The organism is Pseudomonas abietaniphila, from assembly GCF_039697315.1.
Classification (GTDB): domain Bacteria; phylum Pseudomonadota; class Gammaproteobacteria; order Pseudomonadales; family Pseudomonadaceae; genus Aquipseudomonas; species Aquipseudomonas abietaniphila_B.
The window spans coordinates 2091652-2110573 of sequence record NZ_CP155619.1 but is presented as its reverse complement, the minus strand read 5'-3'; the positions used below and the strand labels follow the sequence as shown (position 1 = coordinate 2110573).

The following is an 18922-nucleotide window of genomic DNA, read 5'->3' as shown; positions in this document are numbered from 1 at the left end:
TGTTTCATTCCTTGAAAGGTGAGGCGTCAGTCGGAGAAGGTGCCTTGTAGCCGTTCGGCGCGGAACTCGAGTGTTTGTGGTCGGTAACCATTGCGCAACGGCGGCAGCGGCAAGCAATCCTGCCATTGGCTGCCCGGCAACAGCTCGCCGGGGCCACGGTAGCGTGGAGCCGTGTAGGTGTCGTCGGCCAGATTGACGGTATCGCCGGGTGCATAGGCGCCTACTTTCCAGCGCAGTTCCTGCAACGGCACGTCGTTGCCGTTATCGATCAGCACCAGCAGCGGTTTTCCGGTCGGGCATTGATTGGGCGCGTAGTCCAGGCGCAACTGCAGGCGCTCCAGCCTGTGCGCGTCGCGCTTGTCCTGCCAGACCACCACACCCGCCACAATACCCAGCCCAACGGCCGCCGCCAGTGAAACGGGCAAGGCCTTGGAGGGATAACGCAGCAAGAGGACCAGCCAGGTGAAGATCAGTACAGCGCCGATAATCATGTCTTCGGACTCGCGAATGCAGATGGGGGCATCGTACCTAAAGGGTGTGGGAAGACCAATTGGCGTTTTGATCGCGATCGCCATGGATCCAGACTGAAGGTCATTCAGGCGGGACACGTTGCGGCTAGGCTGTAATCAAAGATTGCAATGGAATGCATGTGTCATGGTCAGCGTCTGCGCACTGCACACTCATACCCCCACATTGTCGGTGACCGATCCGCGCGGTTTGCCTGTTCGTTCGGTGTCTTTTCATCGCACGCGTGCCGACGAGTCCGTGACTGAACGGGTGGACCGCTCCGGCTATGATCCAGCGGGTCGGCTGACCCAGCGCTGGGATCCGCGGTTGTGGGACTGCGTGGAGCAAGATTCCAGTACGCCGAGCAACCTGAGGTTCATTTTGTCGCTGACGGCTCAGCCGTTGTTGAGTGAGCGTGTTGATGCCGGATGGGATGTGGCGTTCTGTGGCAGCGCGGGAGAGCGACGTTGTCGGTGGGATGCCAAGGCGAATGTGCAGCGGGTCGAATACGATGCGATGTTGCGTACCGAGGCTGTTTTTGAAAGCGTTGGCCTCAATGAGCGCTGCACCGAGCGTCTGGCATATGGTGGCGCCAACGACGCCTTCGCCAATCAATGCGGTCAGCTGATTCGTCACGACGATCGGGCGGGTTCGGTTTCCCACTCGGCATTCAGCCTGACGGGAGAAGTGACGGAGCAGGTGCGTCGGTTTTTAGATGATCTTGAGGTGCCCGACTGGCCGGTCTTGGTCTCTGAGCGAGATGAATTGCTTGAGCCGGGAGAGGGCGCCAAGTCCACTTGGCAATTCGGACCGTTGGACGATGCACTCGACCAGACCGATGCTATGAGCAATGTCCAGGCATTTGCGTACACCGTGGCGGGGCAGCTCACGTCCACAGGTTTGCAGTCGCGAGGACAGTCTTCGCAAACTCTGGTCAGCGATATCGCCTACGACGCGCAAGGTCGCATCGCATCGGAAACCGCTGGTAACGGTGTCGTGACGGCCCTCGATTACGATCCCGTCGATGGCCGCTTGATCAGGTTGCGCGCCGACAACGGCCGTCTTCAGGATCTGAATTACGCCTACGACCCGGTGGGCAATGTCTTGCAGATAGAAGACCTGGCGCAACCCGTTCGCTACTTCGCCAATCAGCAGGTTGAACCGCTGCGCACGTTTGCCTACGACACGTTGTATCAGCTGATCGCGGCCACGGGGTATGAGGCGAAGACGATGAGTCGTGGTCCTGCCAACGATGCGTTTCGCACGTTCATTCAGGCCGGCGAACTCGGCAGCTATACCCAGCGTTATGAATACGACGCGGCTGGGAATCTGCAAACCCTTACTCATACAGGAGCTCAACACTTCACCCGACGGTTTGCGACGGCAAGTACCAGCAATCGCAGCGTGCTGCAGACAGCCGATCAACCGCCGAGCGAAGAACAGATTGCGGAGGCCTTCGATGCCAACGGTAATCTGCGAGCACTGCAGGCGGGCCAGGATTTGGCCTGGGACGGCCGAAACCAGCTGAGTGAGGTCGCACCGGTGGTGCGAGAGTCCGGGATCAATGACAGTGAAGTCTATCGCTACGACGCGGCGGGCCTGCGTGTGCGTAAAGTCAGGACCACCCAGGCCAGAACCGTCACCCACCTTAACGAAGTGCGTTACTTGCCCGGCCTGGAGATCCGCACGAACACGGCGACGGGCGAAGTGCTGCATGTCATCACCGCCACCGCGGGCCGTAGCGATGTGCGCGTGTTGCACTGGCAAACCGGAAAGCCGGAGACCCTCGAAAACGATCAGGTCCGCTACAGCCTCTCTGATCACCTGGGCTCCAGCACACTGGAACTGAGCGCGGACGCGCAACTGATCAGTCAGGAAATCTATTACCCGTATGGCGAAACGGCCTGGTTTGCCGGACGAAGCGACGTTGAGGTCAGCTACAAAACGTTGCGTTACTCAGGCAAGGAACGAGATGCGACGGGGCTTTATTACTATGGACTGAGGTATTACGCGCCGTGGTTGATGAGGTGGATAAATCCGGATCCGGCGAGAGAAAGAGGTGGATTAAATCTGTTTGTTTTCGCCGCCAATCGGCCGTTTTTTTATATTGATCCATACGGCCTTAAACCAGAGGAACCAAAAAAAATAGCAATCGGTATTTCAAACTTTCCACAGCCCGCACAGATGAAAATGCGACAAGTTTTGCAGCTGAGCAAAGATGTACTGGACTTCGTAACGAGTCGACCCGCGTCAATGGAGCAGCAAGCGGCCATTAATGATGCGCTCACATCGAGTTTTGGGTCTGATAGACCCGCTTATTTTGACCACGAACTGAACAGCCGACTTATTGAGATGCGTCGGTTGCTGGACAGACTGGACAGTGATCAGGAGGGACGGTTGGAGCTCGCCGAGTTGCCCAAAAATCTCAAAGGACATGCATCGAGCGTCAACACGCCTGGTGAGAGAGGGATCTCCTTGGCCCAGTGGTTTCTGAAAAAAGGGCATCCGCTTGATGTTGCCAAAACCCTCATTCACGAAGCCAGCCACGCGGTCCACAACACACGGGATTTTGCATATGTCGATTTGAAGGTCAAGACGCCAGCAGAAGGGTTCAGCGCGCAGACGAAATACATTGAAGCTTTTAAACTCAACTCACAGAAATTGCTTTCAGAGGGGCCAGACGAGAAGACCATGAACCCGTTGAATGTGGCCTATTACGATAAGGTGATGTCGGCATTCAGTGAGTCGCCACGTAGCAGCGACAGCCGGCAGCGTGTATTCAGGGAAAATAACATCGCCCGTCTCGATGTGTTGTTGAACAATGCGGACTCTGTCGCAACGTTCGCGGTCATCGCTTGGCATCAGGGAAATCAACCCACGGCTTTCTCTCGCAACCCGTCGCGCGAACAGTCCTGGGTGCGTTCTTCTGCACGCCGTTTTTCCAGGCTATTCAAATAAAAAGCCCCCACCCACCCTCTGCGGATGGGGATACGCAGAGAGCGGGCGGGGGCACAACAACCGGTTATGCAGGTTGTTTTTATAGGTCAATCAACGGGCGATGGTCTGGGTTCTTACACCGGCTTCAATGCCCGGTGTAGAGCGACCGTAGACGTCTTCGAAGCGCTCGATGTCGTCTTCGCCCAGGTAGCTGCCCGACTGGACTTCGATGATTTCCAGCGGGATCTTGCCCGGGTTGCGCAGGCGGTGAACCGAGGCGATCGGGATGTAGGTCGACTGGTTTTCAGTCAGCAGGAACACGTTCTCGTCGCAGGTCACCTGAGCGGTGCCCGATACCACGATCCAGTGTTCGGCGCGGTGGTGGTGCATCTGCAGCGACAGGCTGGCGCCCGGTTTGACCGAGATGCGTTTGACCTGGAAGCGGCCGCCCATGTCCACGGAGTCGTACGAGCCCCACGGACGGTACACTTCGAGGTGGTTCTGCGTTTCGGTGCGGCCTTGCTCATTGAGCGTGTTGACCATCTGCTTGACGCCCTGAACCTTGTCCTTGTGGGCGATCATCATGGCGTCCTTGGTTTCGACGACTACGATGTTGTCCAGACCAATGACAGTGACCAGCTTGCCGTTGCCCTGAATCATGCAGTTGCGGCTGTCCTGGATAACCACATCGCCTTTAGTGACGTTTCCGTTTGCGTCCTTCTGATGCACATCCCACAGCGACGACCAGCAACCCACGTCGCTCCAGCCTGCATCCAGTGGCACCACACAAGCGCGCTGGGTTTTTTCCATGACTGCGTAGTCGATGGAGTTGTCCGGGCAGCAGGCGAAGCTGGCTTGGTCCAGTTCGATGTTGTCGCCGTCGTGCTTGCTGCGCTCAAGGGTCAGCAGGCAGTTGTCGTAGATGTCCGGATCGTGCTTTTTCAGCTCTTCCAGGTAACGGCTGGCACGGAACAGGAACATGCCGCTGTTCCAGTAGTAGCCACCCGCCTCGACGAACTCGATGGCGCGCTGCTCGTCGGGCTTCTCGACGAACTGGGCCACGCGGCTGACGCCTTCAGGCAGCAGGACATCCGCGGTGGACTTGATGTAGCCGTAGCCGGTTTCCGGCTTGGTGGCCGGTACGCCGAAAAGCACCATTTCGCCACGCTCTGCAGCGACAGTGGCCAGGGCGAGTGCGCGTTGCAGGGCTTTCTGGTCGTCGATCACGTGGTCAGCTGGCAGCACCAGCATCAGCTCATCGCGACCTTCGTTGGCCAGCATCATGGCGGTGATGGCGACCGCAGGCGCGGTATTGCGACCGAACGGTTCCATGATCACGGCCTGAGTCTCCAGGCCCAGTGCATCAAGCTGCTCGCCGACGATGAAGCGGTGGTCCTTGTTGCACACCACGATCGGGTGCTGCATACCGTCGAACACCAGGCGCTCGAGGGTCTGCTGGAAAAGGGTGTGTTCGCCGGTCAGCGCCAGGAACTGTTTTGGAAACTGTTTGCGCGAAAGAGGCCAGAGTCGGGAACCGCTGCCACCTGACAAGATCACTGGAATCATTTTAATTCTCCAAATAGCAATAGCGTTCGAATGGGCTATACGTCGGTTGTTCTGTCGTTTCGTCTGTCTTGTTCTTGTACCGCTGCGGTCGGCGCCCTCGTGGTGTGCTTGCTCCGCATCACCCGGCGCCATCCGCGAATTCTGTAGGAGCGCGCTTGCCCGCGATTGCGATCTTGCTGCGACAGGGTGGTCGCCTGACACACCACTGATCGCGGGCAACCGCGCCTCTACGGCCTTCGGCCAGAATCAAAAGCCGAAGGCGAGGTTTCTTTCATTACTGAGTCGCCGTCGGGCGCTTGACCCAGACTGGCGACAGGTTGCTGCCGTTGCCGGTGATGTAGAGCACAGCGGCTTCGCCACGCTCCAGGGCAACCGGCTTCAGGTCGCTGACTTTCTTGTCGCCGTCGAACAGAGCGAAGCTGACTTTGACCGGGTTGATCTCACGCTCGCCGGTGCCCTTGGCGGAGACGGCTTTCACCACGTCGGTCTTGCCGTCGGCGGTCTTGAGGGTCAGTGGCTTGTCGCTGAGGTTCTGCACGCGCACCAGCGACTTCTGCTTGTTCTTGAACGGTGGCTCTTCAACCAGCTGCGGCGCACCCGAGGTGTTGTTGACGATGGTGTAGTAGTGGTCGCTCGCCAGTTTCACCGGCAGGGTGTTGCTGCCGATCTTGGCGCTGTAGTCGCCTTGTGGCATGAAGCTGAAATCGCTGCTGGCCAGCGGGCCGATTTCGTTGAGGCTGGTGTTGCCGACGCTGGCGCTGATTTCGGCGTTGCTGGCGTTGTACACACGCACGAAGGTCGAACCTTTTGGTGCGGTCGGGCCGTACAGGGCGGCGTCGCCACCGGCGAAGGCCGAGAGGGAGACGAAGCCCAGGCTGGCGGCCAGGACGCAGGTTTTCAGCAGGCCGGACTTGGTCGAACGAGTAGGCATACGAGTTGGGTTCTGCAAGGTCATTTTGAGTAGTCCTCTCAGTTTTGCGCCCGGTTGGGCGACTCGGAGTTGGAATCGTTGGCGTTCTGAGCCAGATTTTGTTGAGGGTCACGAGCCTTTTTGAGTTCGGCGATCCACTGCGGATCGAACTCGGTCAGGTCGTTGTGAGCGGGCAGGTAGCGCTCCGGGAATTCCCAGATGAGCACCTGCGGCGGGCTGCTCTTGAAGGCGTCGGTCTGCAGATACTTGAGCATCGGCAGGATCGGGCCATGGCCGTCTTCGGCGTAATTCACGACATCGCTGTGCAAGGCCTGTTTCAGGGCGCCCGCGAAGTTCCAGTTGGGGTTGGCGCTGTAGCTGGTGCCGACCAGACCGACCGCCACCGAGTTGTCGGCAAACAGCGCGTCGCCACTCTCACCTTCTGCCTGCGCCGGGTTGGTGCTGCGTTGTTGCAGGTCATCCGGTTTTGGCAACAGGTTGCTGAACAACGGGTCCAGCGGCAGGAAGTTGGTCAGGTCGCCTTTGTAAGGCGCGGTGGACTTGGCTTCGGTGACGAAGGTCTGTGGATCGCCGCTCAACGGTGTCTCTTTGGCGATCACTTCACCCAGTTGTTGCGCGACCACTTCGGCGCCCATCGGTGTCCAGTGGGTATCGGTCCGCAGGAACACCTGGCCTTTGTTCTTGGCGTTTTGCAGCGGCGCCAGCAGGTCAGGGGCAACGATGCCGGCCTGGCTCACTTGCGCGTGGAACTGCTGATACAGGTCGGTATGGAGTGCGGCCGGTTTGTTGTCGCCGACGTGTTCCGGGTACAGACGGGTTTTGGCCGGAACGATCGCCAGCACCAGTTGCGTGCCCTGTTTCTTCAAGGTGTCGCGCACGCCTTCGATGATGGCCAGATTCTCGGCTTCGTTCTGCTCGCCGTTGGCCACTGCGTCGAACTCTTCGTCGGTGTACAGCCACTGATCCTTGCCCAGGATCACGCCAGGACGGCCTTCGTTGAAGACTTTGTAGTCCAGCGCGGCCCAGAGGTTGGTGCCCAGACGCTTGATGGGAAACTCATCGTCGTAATGGGTTTCCACGGCTTTGGTCCAGTGACCGTTAAGCACCGTGGTTTCCTTCGAGGTCGAGAAACCGATGAAGCTGCGCAGCGACCACAGGCCCAGCGCCAGCAGGATGGCCAGGAACAGGAAGATGTAGAGGAAACGTAATGAACGGGTCATGTCAGGCTCCTCAGAACTGGAAGTAAAGGAACGGCGAGAAGCTGGCCGCCGAGAGTTTGAGAATCGAGGCCACGAACATCAGCAGGATCAGGGCGCGCATGACGTAGCGCGACCAGTCGGCGGTCCAGTAGGCAGGCTGAACCTGCGCTTCGGTACCGACGATGTAGCCCGGTTGATGAATGCTGCCCGGCTTGTCGCCCGGAACGGCTTTGATCAGACCTGGCTGCGCGGTGGCAGGGCCGTCGGCTTGAACAGGTGCGTCACTGGTTGGCTTGGCGGGTGTGCGGTTCCTGTAGAAGTCGCGCAGGCCGAAGAATGCCAGGGTGATGTAGGCCACGATCAGCGTCGCGACCTGCAGCCCGGTGAGGCTGGCGCGGTTGAGGTCCGACAGCTGCAATTCGCTGAAGCTGAACATCGCACCGTACATACGCGCGGCGACGTGCAGGTTTTCTGCGCGAAAGATCACCCAGCCCATTACCACCAGCAGGAAGGTGAGGGCCCAGCGAACAACGTTGAACGTACGCGGCGTGGTGTTCAGACCCAGGGCCTTTTCGATCGCCAGCCAGACACCGTGCCAGGCACCCCAGACGATGTAAGTGATGTTGGCGCCGTGCCACAGACCGCCCAGCAGCATGGTCAGGAACAGGTTGCGGTAGGTCGCGACCTTGCCGCCACGGTTGCCGCCCAGGGTGATGTACAGGTAGTCACGCAGCCAAGTGGACAGGCTGATGTGCCAGCGACGCCAGAACTCGGTGATCGACTGGCTGACGTAAGGCTGTTTGAAGTTTTCCATGAAGCGGAAACCCATCATCAGGCCCAGGCCGATGGCCATGTCGCTGTAGCCGGAGAAGTCGAAGTACAACTGCGCGGTGTACGCCAGAGCGCCGAGCCAGGCGTCGCCGGTGGTTGGGTGTTGCAGTGCGAAGCAATGGTCGGCAACCACCGCCAGGGTGTCGGCGATGAAGACCTTCTTGATGAAACCCTGCATGAACCGCGTGCAGCCTTCGGAGAACTTGTCCAGCGTGTGGGTGCGGTTGTTGAACTGGTCGACCAGGTCGCGGAAGCGCAGTACAGGACCTGCGATCAAATGCGGGAAGATCGCCACGAACGCTGCAAAGTCGATCAGGTTGCGCGTTGCCGGTGTGTCGCCACGGTAGACGTCGATGATGTAGCTGATGGACTCGAAGATGTAGAACGAGATCCCGATCGGCAACAGCACGTGGGTCAGGATGAACGGCTCAAGACCGATAGAGGTCATCATCGCGTTGATGCTGTCCACACCGAAGTTGGCGTATTTGAAATAGCCCAGGATGCACAGGTCGACCGCCACACCGAGCAACAGCCAGCGCTGGGCGGGTTTGGTCCTGACCCCGGCAGCGCCTACGCGCAGGCCGATCCAGTAGTTCCACAGCGTCACACCTGCGAACAGTGCCAGGAAGTCCACTCGCCACCACGCATAGAACACGTAGCTGGCCACCAGCAGCAGCAGGTTGCGATAGCGTTGCCCGCTCAGGTAGTACAAGCCGAGAAACACCGGCAAGAACAGGAACAGGAACACGTTGGATGAGAAAACCATCCTTATCTCTCCATTTGTCCAACATCAAGGGCCGAAGCCCCCCCAAACCCCCCATGAAAAATGGAGGGGTGAAACAAAAACTTCACTGCTGATGCAAGCCCCTGTTTGATCGTTCCCACGCTCTGCGTGGGAATGCATCTCTCGGCGCTCCGCGCCATTCAAAGGCGACGCAGAGCGTCAGAGGATGCGTGCCCACGCAGAGCGCGGGTACGATCAACGTTGTCAGGCTCAAGAACCGCCTTTCTCACCCTTCTCATGACTCGGGTCATAGGTGCGGGTCAGATCGCCGCCGAGACGGAAGTTCTTGAACGGCTGCATCTTGTGCTTCTTGTCCAGCACGTCCGGGCCGCAGTCGTAGAGCGAGCAGTACGGTTCCAGCCAGGCGAATTTCATGTCGGTCTTCAGGTCCGTCATGTCCTGCTTCTGACCTTCCTTCGCCTGGAATTCGTCGCCGGAATCCTTGACGCCAGCCAGCACCCGATCACCCAGACGCTTCAGCGCGCCGTTGTTTTCAGAGCGCAGATCGACGCCGTTGGCCTGGGCGAAACTGGCAATCATCGCCAGCGGCGGCAACGCATAGTTGTGGTACGCGAGCGCACGCTGTTTGCGCTTGAGCTCGTTCGGCAGGAAGCCTTGCGGGTCGACCTGATTGGCGGCGATCTTGAATTCCTTCACCGACCAGTCGAACAAGTCCTTGCGGTTGGTGGCCACGGCAGTGGACATCACCGACCAGGCCGCCCAGTACGAGTGGTTGTTGGTCTTGTCGAGCGGCAGGTTGTCCCAGTCGCTGACCACCTGATCGGCCAGCTTGCTGAACCAGGTTTCGATCACTTGCGCGTCCTGCTGACGGGTCGCCAGTGGATGCGACTCCGAGAACTTCAGGCGCAGGTACGAAGACGACATGCTGCCCAGTGCCCATTTACGCATCGACTTGCCGGTGTGGTTGAAGTCCTTGGACTCCAGCGCATCGGCCTTGGCCCATGTGGTCAACATGTTGAGCGCGCAGTCCAGCTGTTCGGGACGACCGTCGCGCATGTACTGCATCACCACCTTGGCGGTGTTGCGTTCCATGGTCGTAATGTCTTTGGTCGAGTCGCGGAAGGCTTGTTCCGACGCGACGTTCAGTGTGGCGCGCGCCTTGTCCGAGCCTTCGTACTTGCTGCGAAATTGCAGCGAGCCGGTGTACGGCTGCGGGGTGGCCTCACAGCTAAACTTGCTTTCGCCGCTTTTGTATTTCTCGACGCCTTCGTAGTAGCCCTGCGGCGGCACGAGGGTCGACGCAGCGCTGGCGCTGGTGGCAAACGTCACTGCGGACAATACGGCCAGCGAGAGAAGGGTAGGGAGCATCAGTTTTGGAGTGTGCATAAGAGCCTCATAACCCGGCTTGCGCGGTTTGATGCGCGACATTCGGGAACACGTTGCGTTTGCATACTTTCGCCTCGACCTGCTGTGGCGCAGCGCCCGCTTCCGGACCCTGCACTTCCAGTGCGAGCAATTGCTGGTCAGCCCAGTCCTTGTCGTCGCGCAGTTCGAAGGAGAAGCGCCCGTCGGTTTCGGATGTTTCAGGTTTTTCGATCTTCAGGTCTTCGTGGCGGCCGTTCATGTACCAGAGGCGCGCCTGAAGGGTTTTCACCGAGGTGTCGGCGAACTTGATGTCGATCTGATTACTGCCGTTGCGCACATCCTTGATGCCGTTTTTGCCGTTGACCAACAGCTCGTTGGTGCCTGGCTTGAGCGTGGTGCTGGTGGACATCAGCGCCGGTTTGCCCTCACAACCGTTGTCCAGCAGCGACATCATCTGGCGATAGATGGTCTCCTGATCCAGGCGGTACAGAGGCGAGAATTCCCAGATGAGAATTTTCGGTGGGTGTTTCTGGAAGTCTTCGCTGCCCAGGTACTGCAGCATCGAACCTTCAAGGCCGCCGCCGGGGAAGGCGACGTTCAGCACATCAGCACCCATGTATTCCTGCAGAAAGCCGGCGAAGTTGTAGTTCTTGCCGCTGTGACTGGTACCGACCAGGGTGATTTCCGGGTTGCCGGAGTCACCGAACAGATCGCCATCGCCCGCTTCGCCTTTCGGTTCGGTCTCGAACTGATCCATGTACTGGATCGCGTAGCTGGTGCCGCACAATTGACCGGCCATGTTGTGCAGAGTGCCCTTCTTGCCCATGCGACCTGACAGATGGGTCTCGAATTCGCGCTTGGGAACGTCAGCGAACGCTGGCATTTTCTTCACCGATTCGGCGACGATTTTTGCCGTGCGCTGAGCGCCGTATGGCGTCCAGTGCTGGTCACCGCGGAAGTAGAAATCGTGGGCCTGTTGCTCGTTGGTCAACGGCGACAGGTCCGGCACGGTGTAGCCCATCTTGGCGAAGCGGCCGAGCATCGCCTGGTAGTTTCGCAGTGCGGTGTTGTAGTCGAACTTGTCGCGCTCGGCCGGGAACAGCTTGTTGCGATCGACCAGGCCGCGGGTCGGCTGATACACGATCACCAGTTCCACACCCTTGCTCTTGAAGGCGTCGTGCAGCTGTTGCATGCGACGGTAGCCTTCAGGCGTGGTATCGAATTCGGTGCGCAGGTCTTCGCGGGTACGGAACAGCCAGTCGCCCTGAGCCTGCACCAGCGTGGTGAAGTTTTGCTGGTAGCGGGTGACGTAGTTTTTCTCGTCGTGCGCTTCCGGGCACAGGCTGCAGCAAGGTTCTGCGGTGAAGCTGGGCGCTGCCGCATCGGCGGCATAAGCAGCATTGCTGGCAGCGAACAGTGCAGCGGTCAGGCCCGAGAGGCTGAGCAATTTGATCAAGTGTGCGTGCATAGAAATAGCTTCCTCAGTCCCGGAGTTGTTTCTGGCTTTCGACCGGGTCGATCAACACGGCTTTCTGTTGGCGGACCAGCAGATCAAGGATTTCGTCCTGGCGTTCACCCAGTACGCCGTTGAAGCTGATCCCGCTGCTCTTGGTCGGCGCGAGCATCGACACTTTGTACAACTCGACGCTGAGCGGCGAATCGATGGACAGTGGGCCGGACCCGTTGGAGGTCAGTTCGCCACCGACCATGATCAGCGACACTTCGGCGTCGAACGGGTCGAGCTTGATGTCGCGGTCAGTGTCGGAGAGATCCTTGATGTGGCCGTAGACGCCCATCAGACCGTTGCCGATCGCCAGGTTCTCGTACAGCTTGATGTTGGTGCTGTTGCGGACCCGGATGCCGTGACGTTTGTTGGCGAACACGCGGTTGCCCCACAGCAGGTTGTCGGCACTTTCATACAGCGTGATGCCGTCGGTGTGGTTGCGGTAGATCTGGTTGTACGCCACCAGATTGTTCACGCTGTTACGGTCAAGCACGATGCCGGAGAGGTGATTCTCGTAGCTCTTGTTGTTGATGATGAAGCTGTCGTTCACCTCACGGGAAATGATGATCCCGTGCTTCTTCTTGGTCCCGTAAACGGTGTTCTCGGCGATGATCAGACCGTGGGAACGGTCGTGCGGGTCGATGCCGTAGACGATGTTGTCGTGGTAGGTATTGCCCTTGACCACGAAGTCACGGGTTTCATAGCAGTAGTAGCCGTACCACATGTCCGAGAACTCGGAGTTGACGATCCAGCCGGTCGGGTCCGGGCGGTTCATCTGCGCCTTCATGTTCGGTGTGTACTGCGAAATGCTGAGGCCGTACGACTTGCTGTTGTTGTAACCCAGGCTCGCCACTTTGGTGTTGTACATGTAGGTCTGGGTACCGCCCCAGGACAGTAGAAACGGACGGAATTCCTTCGGCGCCTTGAACGTCGACGGGCCGTTGGCTTTCTCGCTCCAGCCGGTCAGTTTCGTGTCCATCACGAACAACTGGTTGTCGTTCACCAGAAACGCACCGGCGTCCTGCGACAAGCGCAGTTCGCTGGTTTTCTTGTCAATTTCCAGGATGCCTTTTTTGCCGACCACGATCGGCAGACGCGCCAGGAAAACGCCTGGCGAAGTCTCGCTCAGGTACTGTTTAGGCACCTTTTTCGCGAGTTCCTGAAGGTTCATGTAACCGTCGTCGACGAAGATTGCCTGCGGGATGCCGTGCTGACGGGCCACCCATTCGGACATCTTGTTATCGCCGCCGATGAACTCCTTCAGCGCGTCTTCCTGCATCATGCGACGAATCGAAACCTTCGCCGCCTTGCTTCGCACGATCTTCTTCTGCATGGCCTGTTGGGTGTAGCCCGACAGGTCTGGCAGCTTGGGTTTGTCCATCATCAGCGGACCGGTTGGCGGGCTGGAGATGGTGTACGTTTTCGCCTGATGCAGACCTTTGACCACTTCTTCACCGTCGGCCGATTGCGCGGCGGCAGCGGGGGCTACCTGCGCGACCGGCGCGGTGCTAGCCATGGCCGCAGTGCTTGCCAGCAGTAAGGCGCTGCTGAGTACTGCGCTTTCCAGCAGCGCGTGGGGCCATGCCCGTTGCCGCAAACTGTTTGCTTGGCTGTTCATCTCATTGCACTCCTATCGCGGCTTGCATCAGAAGCGCCAGATAACGTCGACGATGGCGCGGTGCATGTAATCGTCCACGCCGCTGTGGTAAGCATCGCCGGGCTTGAACACGCCTGCGCGCAGACGAATCAGGGCAGACGGCTCGTCGAAGGACTGGCTCACCGAAGCAGGCAACAAGCCCTGCTTGAAGTACTTGGTCACGACCAGGTCCATTTCCTGACCCAGATCCTTGCGGCCGTCTTTCAGCGGCAGGGAGTCGAACGTACTGACACCATCGGAATCGACGTTCTCGCGAGCCGGGTTGACGCCTGCGCCGCCGATACCGGCGTGACCGTCCACACGACGGAACTTGTGGTAAATCAGCGAGGCGTCGTACTCGTCCTGCATCTGCCAGGATGCGAACAGCGAACCGGATTCCACGTTGGCCATTTCGCCCTGGAAGGCCTCGCCGAAGCGGTGCACGCGCGAGCGGGTGCCGGTCCAGTTCGAGCGGTTGCTTTCCAGGCCGTTCTGTTCGTAGTTCTTGCTGGCGCGGGAGTAGGCGCCGCCTACTTGCCACATTGGGTCCAGACGGAAACGCAGACCCAGGTCGGTGGCCCAGCCGTTGACGTTTTCGTTGTTCTTGTCGCCCGCGACATACTGATCGGCAGCAGGGTCGTAGGTGGTGGCCAGGCGATCGCGATCACCGGTCAGCCAGGTCAGGCTGCCCCAGTAGTTGACGGTGTTCAGGTTGCGATAGTTGTACGCATCGCTGTTGGCCTGAATGCCCAGCCAGGTCAGGTCGCCTCGGGAGGTCTTGTCCAGATCGTCCACGGCTTCGCCCGGATGTTTCAGACTGCCGCCGTCGTGACTGTGGTGAGCACGAACGCCCGCCCATTGGCCAGGTGTCCATTGGTACTCCACGTCGCCGAACAGGTGCTGGCGATCCTTGTCCTGAGCCGACAACTCGGTCAGGTCAGTGCGGTATTCGCTGAAGCGCTCGGCCGCGCCCACTTCTGCCTTGAGCAGGGTGGTGTCAAACGTCCAGTTCAGCGCTTCGATGTTGGTGTCGTGCCATTGGCCGTCGTCATTGCGCAGGCGCTGACGACCGAACTTCAGGATCTCGCCGGGGTAGGGCGTGAAGCCGCTGTAGCCGACCCAGAACTCACGCAGGGCCGCATAGCTGTCGTCCACTTCACGGCTGCTTGAGGTTTTGCGGACACGCTGGCTCGTCTGGCCGTTGGCATCGGTGGCCTGCTGGTCCAGCGGGTCGGTCTGGATGGTATCGGTGGCCGTGACCACCTGGCCCATCGCGTAGCCGCTCCAGTTGCCCCACTGACCGTACATCCATGGGCGAAGGTCCAGACCGATACCGTTGACGTCGCCACCACCTCGGGTGCCCAGGTCACGGTCGTCTTCCATCTGGCCGGTGGCCTTTACTTCGATGCCGAAGTTCTTGTCTTCGGTCAAGGCAGCCAATGTCGGTGTGGCCCACATCAGGGAGAAACCCAGACCGAGCCCGGCCGCCATCAGAGGATTCAACTTAAGCTTCATAGAGGTGCGTCCTCGCCGTCTTTTTCTTCTTGCAGGGTCTGCAAGGCCAGCGCGTTCTGCGCCGTGGTGCCACGGACCTGCTGTTCTCGTTGGAGAAGGCTCTGCGCTTGCGCGCGCTTCTCAGGCGGCAATTGATCGTTGAGCTGTTGCGCAAGGTCCGCTGCCTGCGGCGTACCTTGAGCCTGAGCGAGCTGACCGAACACCCAGGCGTTGACCGGATCGGGCTTGATGCCTTTGCCCTGCGAGAACAACTGCGCCAGGGCGAAGTCGGCGCTGTTCTGGCCGCCGCGCGCGGAGGTCAGCAACTCGTCGACGGCTTTCTGGGGGGCGGGGTGACCGAGGTAACCACGGCGATACAACTGGCCCAGGTAGTAATGCGCGGAGATCTGCGTCGGCGCGGCCTTCATCAGGTGCTCTTCGGCCTTCTTCGCATCCGGCAGGACCAGCTTGCCTTCGTAATACAGCTTGCCCAGCAACAGCTCGGCGCGCGGTTGGTCCGCGGCACGGCCGTTGTCCAGGTATTCCATCATCTTGTTGACGTCACCCAGCTCGGGATAGTCGTACAGCAACTGCGCCAGACTGACCCACGAGGCGGGGTAGGACGGGGCGACTTTTTCCAGCAACTGCTGGGCGGTCTTTTCGTCGGGCTTGCCGATGGTCGAGTCGGCCAGTACGCGAGCGACGGTGTCGACGCGCATTGCCGGGACGGAGCCCATCGAGTAACCGCTCTGCATCTGTTCAAGCAGCGCGGCCTGCTTGTCCGCTTCGCCACGCTTCTGGTAGACCGTCGCCAGTTCCATGTAGCAAACGTCGTTGGCACGCAGGGCCTGTTTGCAGATGCTTTCGACTTCACCCAGGTGCTGGTCGTAGGTGCCTTGGGTGCGATAGAGCAGCACTTGTGCAAGGCCTGCTTCCGGATAACCGGAGGCGCGCCATTCGTTGATCTTCTGCTGCGCGTTCACGTTGGGGAACGTGTGCGGGTATTGCAGATAGAGCATCGCCAGCGGGATCAGCGTTCCGGCTTCACCGTTGGCGAAGGCTTTCTTCAGCAGGCCCTCGGCTTCGCGTTGCTCGGCTTCGGTGGAGTTGGGCTTGACGGCCAGCAGCTTGCCCAGACGCGATTGCGCGCGAGGCGACGTTTGTGCGGCTGCGCGATAAGTCGCTTCGGCCTGCTTGATCAGTTCCGGGTCGCGTGTGCCGACCTGAATGTCCGCGAGACCTACCTGTGCATCGCTATAACCCAGGTCCGCCAGTTGCCGATAGTTTTGCTCCGCCGTCGCGGTGTCGCCGCGTTTCAGGGCTTCATTGGCCAGGCGTTGATCGGGCAGGCCGGCACAGCCGCCGAGACCGATCGCGATCGCCAGGCTCAACAACGTAGGGGCTGACAAGCTTCGTAGTGGGCTAGCCATGTTTACAGACCTGCGGCCGTGGCTTTGTCGATCAGCCAGTTCAGGGACGGACCATGATCGCTGACCACTTCCACCGGACGACCGGCCAGGGTGCTGCTGAGCGATTCGTCAGGCTGGATCTGGACGCGCATGTCGGAAGACAGGTCAGCCGGGCTCAAGGCCGTGGAGCTGACGATCTTGCCGCTGTGTGTGCCTTCTTCGCCGGCGACCTGGAAATTCACGCGGGCACCCGGCTGGACGTCGGCGAACTGGCGGTAGGTGAAGCGGGCGTCGACGGTGGCAGGAACGTTGCGCGGCACCATCTGGAAGATCACATCGCCTTTGGCGGCGTACTGACCATTGGCAACCAGTTGCTTGCCGACGACGCAGTCACATGGGCTGGTCAGCGTACCGGCGAGTTGGCGGCCGAAGAGTTCTTCGATCTTCGCCGGCTGCATTTCGTCCGGGTCCAGGTTGCCCTTGAGCACGTCCAGCATGCTGGTGTTGAACGACGCCAGCGGCGCGCCTTTTGCAACGTCGCCGTTTGGTGCGATGAGGCTGGTCACGGTGCCGTCACGCGGCATGGTCACGTCCATGGTCGGCACGCTGACCAGGCCCGATGTCGAGTGGCTGACGAAGTACATGCCGTAGACCGACTTGGCGACAAAACCGAACGCGGCCAGACCGACGACGAAGATGCCGGCGCTGAAGGTCACTGCGCGCAGACGACCGAATGCGCTCAGGCCGCTGCCGGTGTCTTTCTTCTTGCGCGCCTTGGTGAAGTTGTCGCGCTGCAGAGTGGCAAGCACCTCGCCCATGCTGACGATGTCGCCGGACAGGTGGGAGGTGATCAGGTGGCGCAGGGTCGCGATGTCCTGAGCTTCAAGGTGCTGGAACTGGCAACCGACACGGCCGGTGGTTGCGTCGATGGCGCGAACCTGAAGTTCGACGTCCATGGCCAGGCCCAGGTTATCGATCAGGAACTGCAGACGCCCCTTGATGACCTGGCCGTCGGCGAACTTCATGCCGCTCGGTGCGACGAAGCTCAGGCCGCCGGCAGAGAGGTCTTCGACACGCACCAGCGGTGCGTTTGGCTGGCCATTGAGCAGGCGCAATTTGGCTGGAATCTTGACCCTGGCGTGTTGGCGCTGGGCTTCGGATTCATGGACGACGTTCGCATTCACGGCTGTATTCATGGCGGTAATTCCTGATTAATCGAGTTGATCCATTGTGCTTTCAGAGTCCGTCAGAACCCTTTCATACCAGCGTCAGCAACACTGCAACGAAGATGCTGCCAGCCGAGAAAGTCATGGTTCGAGACGACCAGGTGTTGAACCAACCCTGGAAGCTGGCCATGTCGCGGCTCAGTTTTGTGTCCTGGCGGGTCCAGGACTGACGGTCGAGGCGGAAGAAGACGTAGATCTTCATCAGCGCGCCGACGATCTGGTTGTAATAGAGAATCACGGGGTAAGCCGGCCCGATGGCGTGCCCGGAACACGACAGCAACAACGTGAGAATGAAACGGGTGATACCGATCCACAGCAGATAAGCCAGCAGAAAACTCACGCCATATTTGAGGCTGGCGAGAATCGCAACGGTCAGACCGAGAATCGAGGTCCACATCGACACGCGCTGGTCGAACAACACGATGCTGGTGAAGACACCGAGGCGGCGAACGCCAAGGCCCAGAGCGCGGGAGTTCTGACGCAGGTTGTTGCCGTACCAGCGATACATCAGTTTGCGGCTTGCCTTGAGGAAGCTCTTCTCAGGCGGGTGTTCCACCGTGTTGATCGCGGCGTCCGGCACGTAGAACGTGTCGTAACCCAGACGCATCAGGCTGAACCAGCTGGACTTGTCGTCGCCGGTCAGGAACTTGAAGCGGCCGAGGCGCCAGTGCTGCAGCGAGTCGCTTTCGACGTCTGCGATGAAGTCCGGATCGGTGACCACGGTGGCGCGAAACACCGACATGCGACCGGTCATGGTCAGCACGCGCTTGGACAGGGCCATCGAGCACATGTTGATGTGACGCTGGGCGAAGCGCAGCTTGTGCCATTCGCTCATGATGTAGCCGCCGCGGACTTCACAGAATTCGTTGGTGGTCAGGCCGCCGACGTTGCCGAACAGCTGGAACCACGGAACGGTTTTGCGGACCACGCCTTCGGCCAGCACCGTGTCGCCATCGATCACGGCTACCACAGCGCGGTCATCCGGCATGTGGCGCGAGATGGCGCGGAAGCCGAATGCCAGACCGTCACGCTTGCCGGTACCGGCGATGCGCACGAAGTCCAGGGTCACGTGTGGAGGCGGGTTGTGCTTGGCCCACATCGCCTTGACCAGCAGTTCATCGGACATCTCGACCAGCGAGCACACGACGGTGGTCGGGTAGCCACAGGCGATGGCTTCCTGGATGACCGAGTTGTACACCTGAGCGGTGGTCAGCGCGTCGATACGGAAGCTGGTGACCATCAGGAACACGTGCGATGGATCAGCGGCCTTGCCGAGCTTGCGCACTTTGCGGCGCAGGTGCGGATAGACGATATAGAGAAAAATCATGCCTCGCACAAAGTGCGTTGCGCCCATCGAGTAACGCCAGATACCGACGATCCCGACCAGGAAAATAAAGTCTTTCGACTGTGAGTCGAAGAGCGTAACCGGCAGCGCCATCGCGATGGCGGCCAGCACGGTTAAATAAAACAGCCAACCTGCGGCCTGGAGTAAGCCGTGTTTTAGCCTGAGCATAATGAGGGTCCCTGAGTCAGTTGCAACCAAGCTGCAAGCCCCACGCCTCGAGCAACAGG

At 59.7% G+C, this 18922-nt stretch carries 13 protein-coding genes; 1 reads left to right on the top strand and 12 read right to left on the bottom strand.

Features of this window, described 5'->3' with window-relative positions:
• Positions 1–26: 26 nt before the first annotated feature.
• Positions 27–491 carry a multidrug transporter gene (locus tag ABDX87_RS09305; protein WP_346832598.1) on the bottom strand — a complete coding sequence of 155 codons (465 nt, stop codon included), beginning with the start codon at positions 489–491 and terminating at the stop codon, positions 27–29.
• Between the two features lie 163 nt (positions 492–654).
• Between ABDX87_RS09305 and ABDX87_RS09300 the strand changes: the two genes are divergently transcribed.
• Positions 655–3465 carry an RHS repeat domain-containing protein gene (locus ABDX87_RS09300; protein WP_346832597.1) on the top strand — a complete coding sequence of 937 codons (2811 nt, stop codon included), beginning with the start codon at positions 655–657 and terminating at the stop codon, positions 3463–3465.
• A 90-nt stretch (positions 3466–3555) separates the two neighbouring features.
• Here the strand turns inward: ABDX87_RS09300 and ABDX87_RS09295 are convergent, their stop codons facing one another.
• From ABDX87_RS09295 to alg8, 11 genes are all read right to left on the bottom strand, one after another.
• Positions 3556–5010: a mannose-1-phosphate guanylyltransferase/mannose-6-phosphate isomerase gene (locus ABDX87_RS09295; RefSeq protein WP_346832596.1), complete on the bottom strand. Its 1455-nt coding sequence runs from the start codon at positions 5008–5010 to the stop codon at positions 3556–3558.
• Between the two features lie 274 nt (positions 5011–5284).
• On the bottom strand, positions 5285–5941 hold the full coding sequence (locus ABDX87_RS09290; protein WP_346832595.1) for an alginate O-acetyltransferase AlgF: 657 nt from the start codon (positions 5939–5941) through the stop codon (positions 5285–5287).
• 38 nt (positions 5942–5979) lie between these two features.
• On the bottom strand, positions 5980–7161 hold the full coding sequence (locus ABDX87_RS09285; RefSeq protein ID WP_346832594.1) for an alginate O-acetyltransferase: 1182 nt from the start codon (positions 7159–7161) through the stop codon (positions 5980–5982).
• Positions 7162–7171: 10 nt separating this feature from the next.
• Positions 7172–8737, bottom strand: a complete 1566-nt coding sequence (locus tag ABDX87_RS09280) for an MBOAT family O-acyltransferase (protein ID WP_346832593.1) — start codon at positions 8735–8737, stop codon at positions 7172–7174.
• A gap of 228 nt (positions 8738–8965) precedes the next feature.
• Positions 8966–10102, bottom strand: a complete 1137-nt coding sequence (locus ABDX87_RS09275) for a mannuronate-specific alginate lyase (protein WP_346832592.1) — start codon at positions 10100–10102, stop codon at positions 8966–8968.
• A 7-nt stretch (positions 10103–10109) separates the two neighbouring features.
• Positions 10110–11549 carry an alginate O-acetyltransferase gene (locus tag ABDX87_RS09270; RefSeq protein WP_346832591.1) on the bottom strand — a complete coding sequence of 480 codons (1440 nt, stop codon included), beginning with the start codon at positions 11547–11549 and terminating at the stop codon, positions 10110–10112.
• 13 nt (positions 11550–11562) lie between these two features.
• Positions 11563–13203, bottom strand: a complete 1641-nt coding sequence (algG, locus tag ABDX87_RS09265) for a mannuronan 5-epimerase AlgG (protein ID WP_346832590.1) — start codon at positions 13201–13203, stop codon at positions 11563–11565.
• Positions 13204–13230: 27 nt separating this feature from the next.
• Complete coding sequence (locus tag ABDX87_RS09260; protein WP_346832589.1) at positions 13231–14736, bottom strand: alginate export family protein; 1506 nt, start codon at positions 14734–14736, stop codon at positions 13231–13233.
• Positions 14733–16145 carry an alginate biosynthesis TPR repeat lipoprotein AlgK gene (algK, locus tag ABDX87_RS09255; protein ID WP_346832588.1) on the bottom strand — a complete coding sequence of 471 codons (1413 nt, stop codon included), beginning with the start codon at positions 16143–16145 and terminating at the stop codon, positions 14733–14735. Before algK ends, ABDX87_RS09260 begins: the two co-directional genes overlap by 4 nt.
• A 2-nt stretch (positions 16146–16147) precedes the next feature.
• Positions 16148–17320, bottom strand: coding sequence for a PilZ domain-containing protein (locus tag ABDX87_RS09250; RefSeq protein WP_346832587.1), 1173 nt, complete (start codon positions 17318–17320; stop codon positions 16148–16150).
• Positions 17321–17381: 61 nt separating this feature from the next.
• A complete protein-coding gene (gene alg8, locus ABDX87_RS09245; protein WP_431061223.1) occupies positions 17382–18863 on the bottom strand; it encodes a mannuronan synthase in 1482 nt (493 codons plus the stop codon).
• Between the last annotated feature and the right edge of the window lie 59 nt (positions 18864–18922).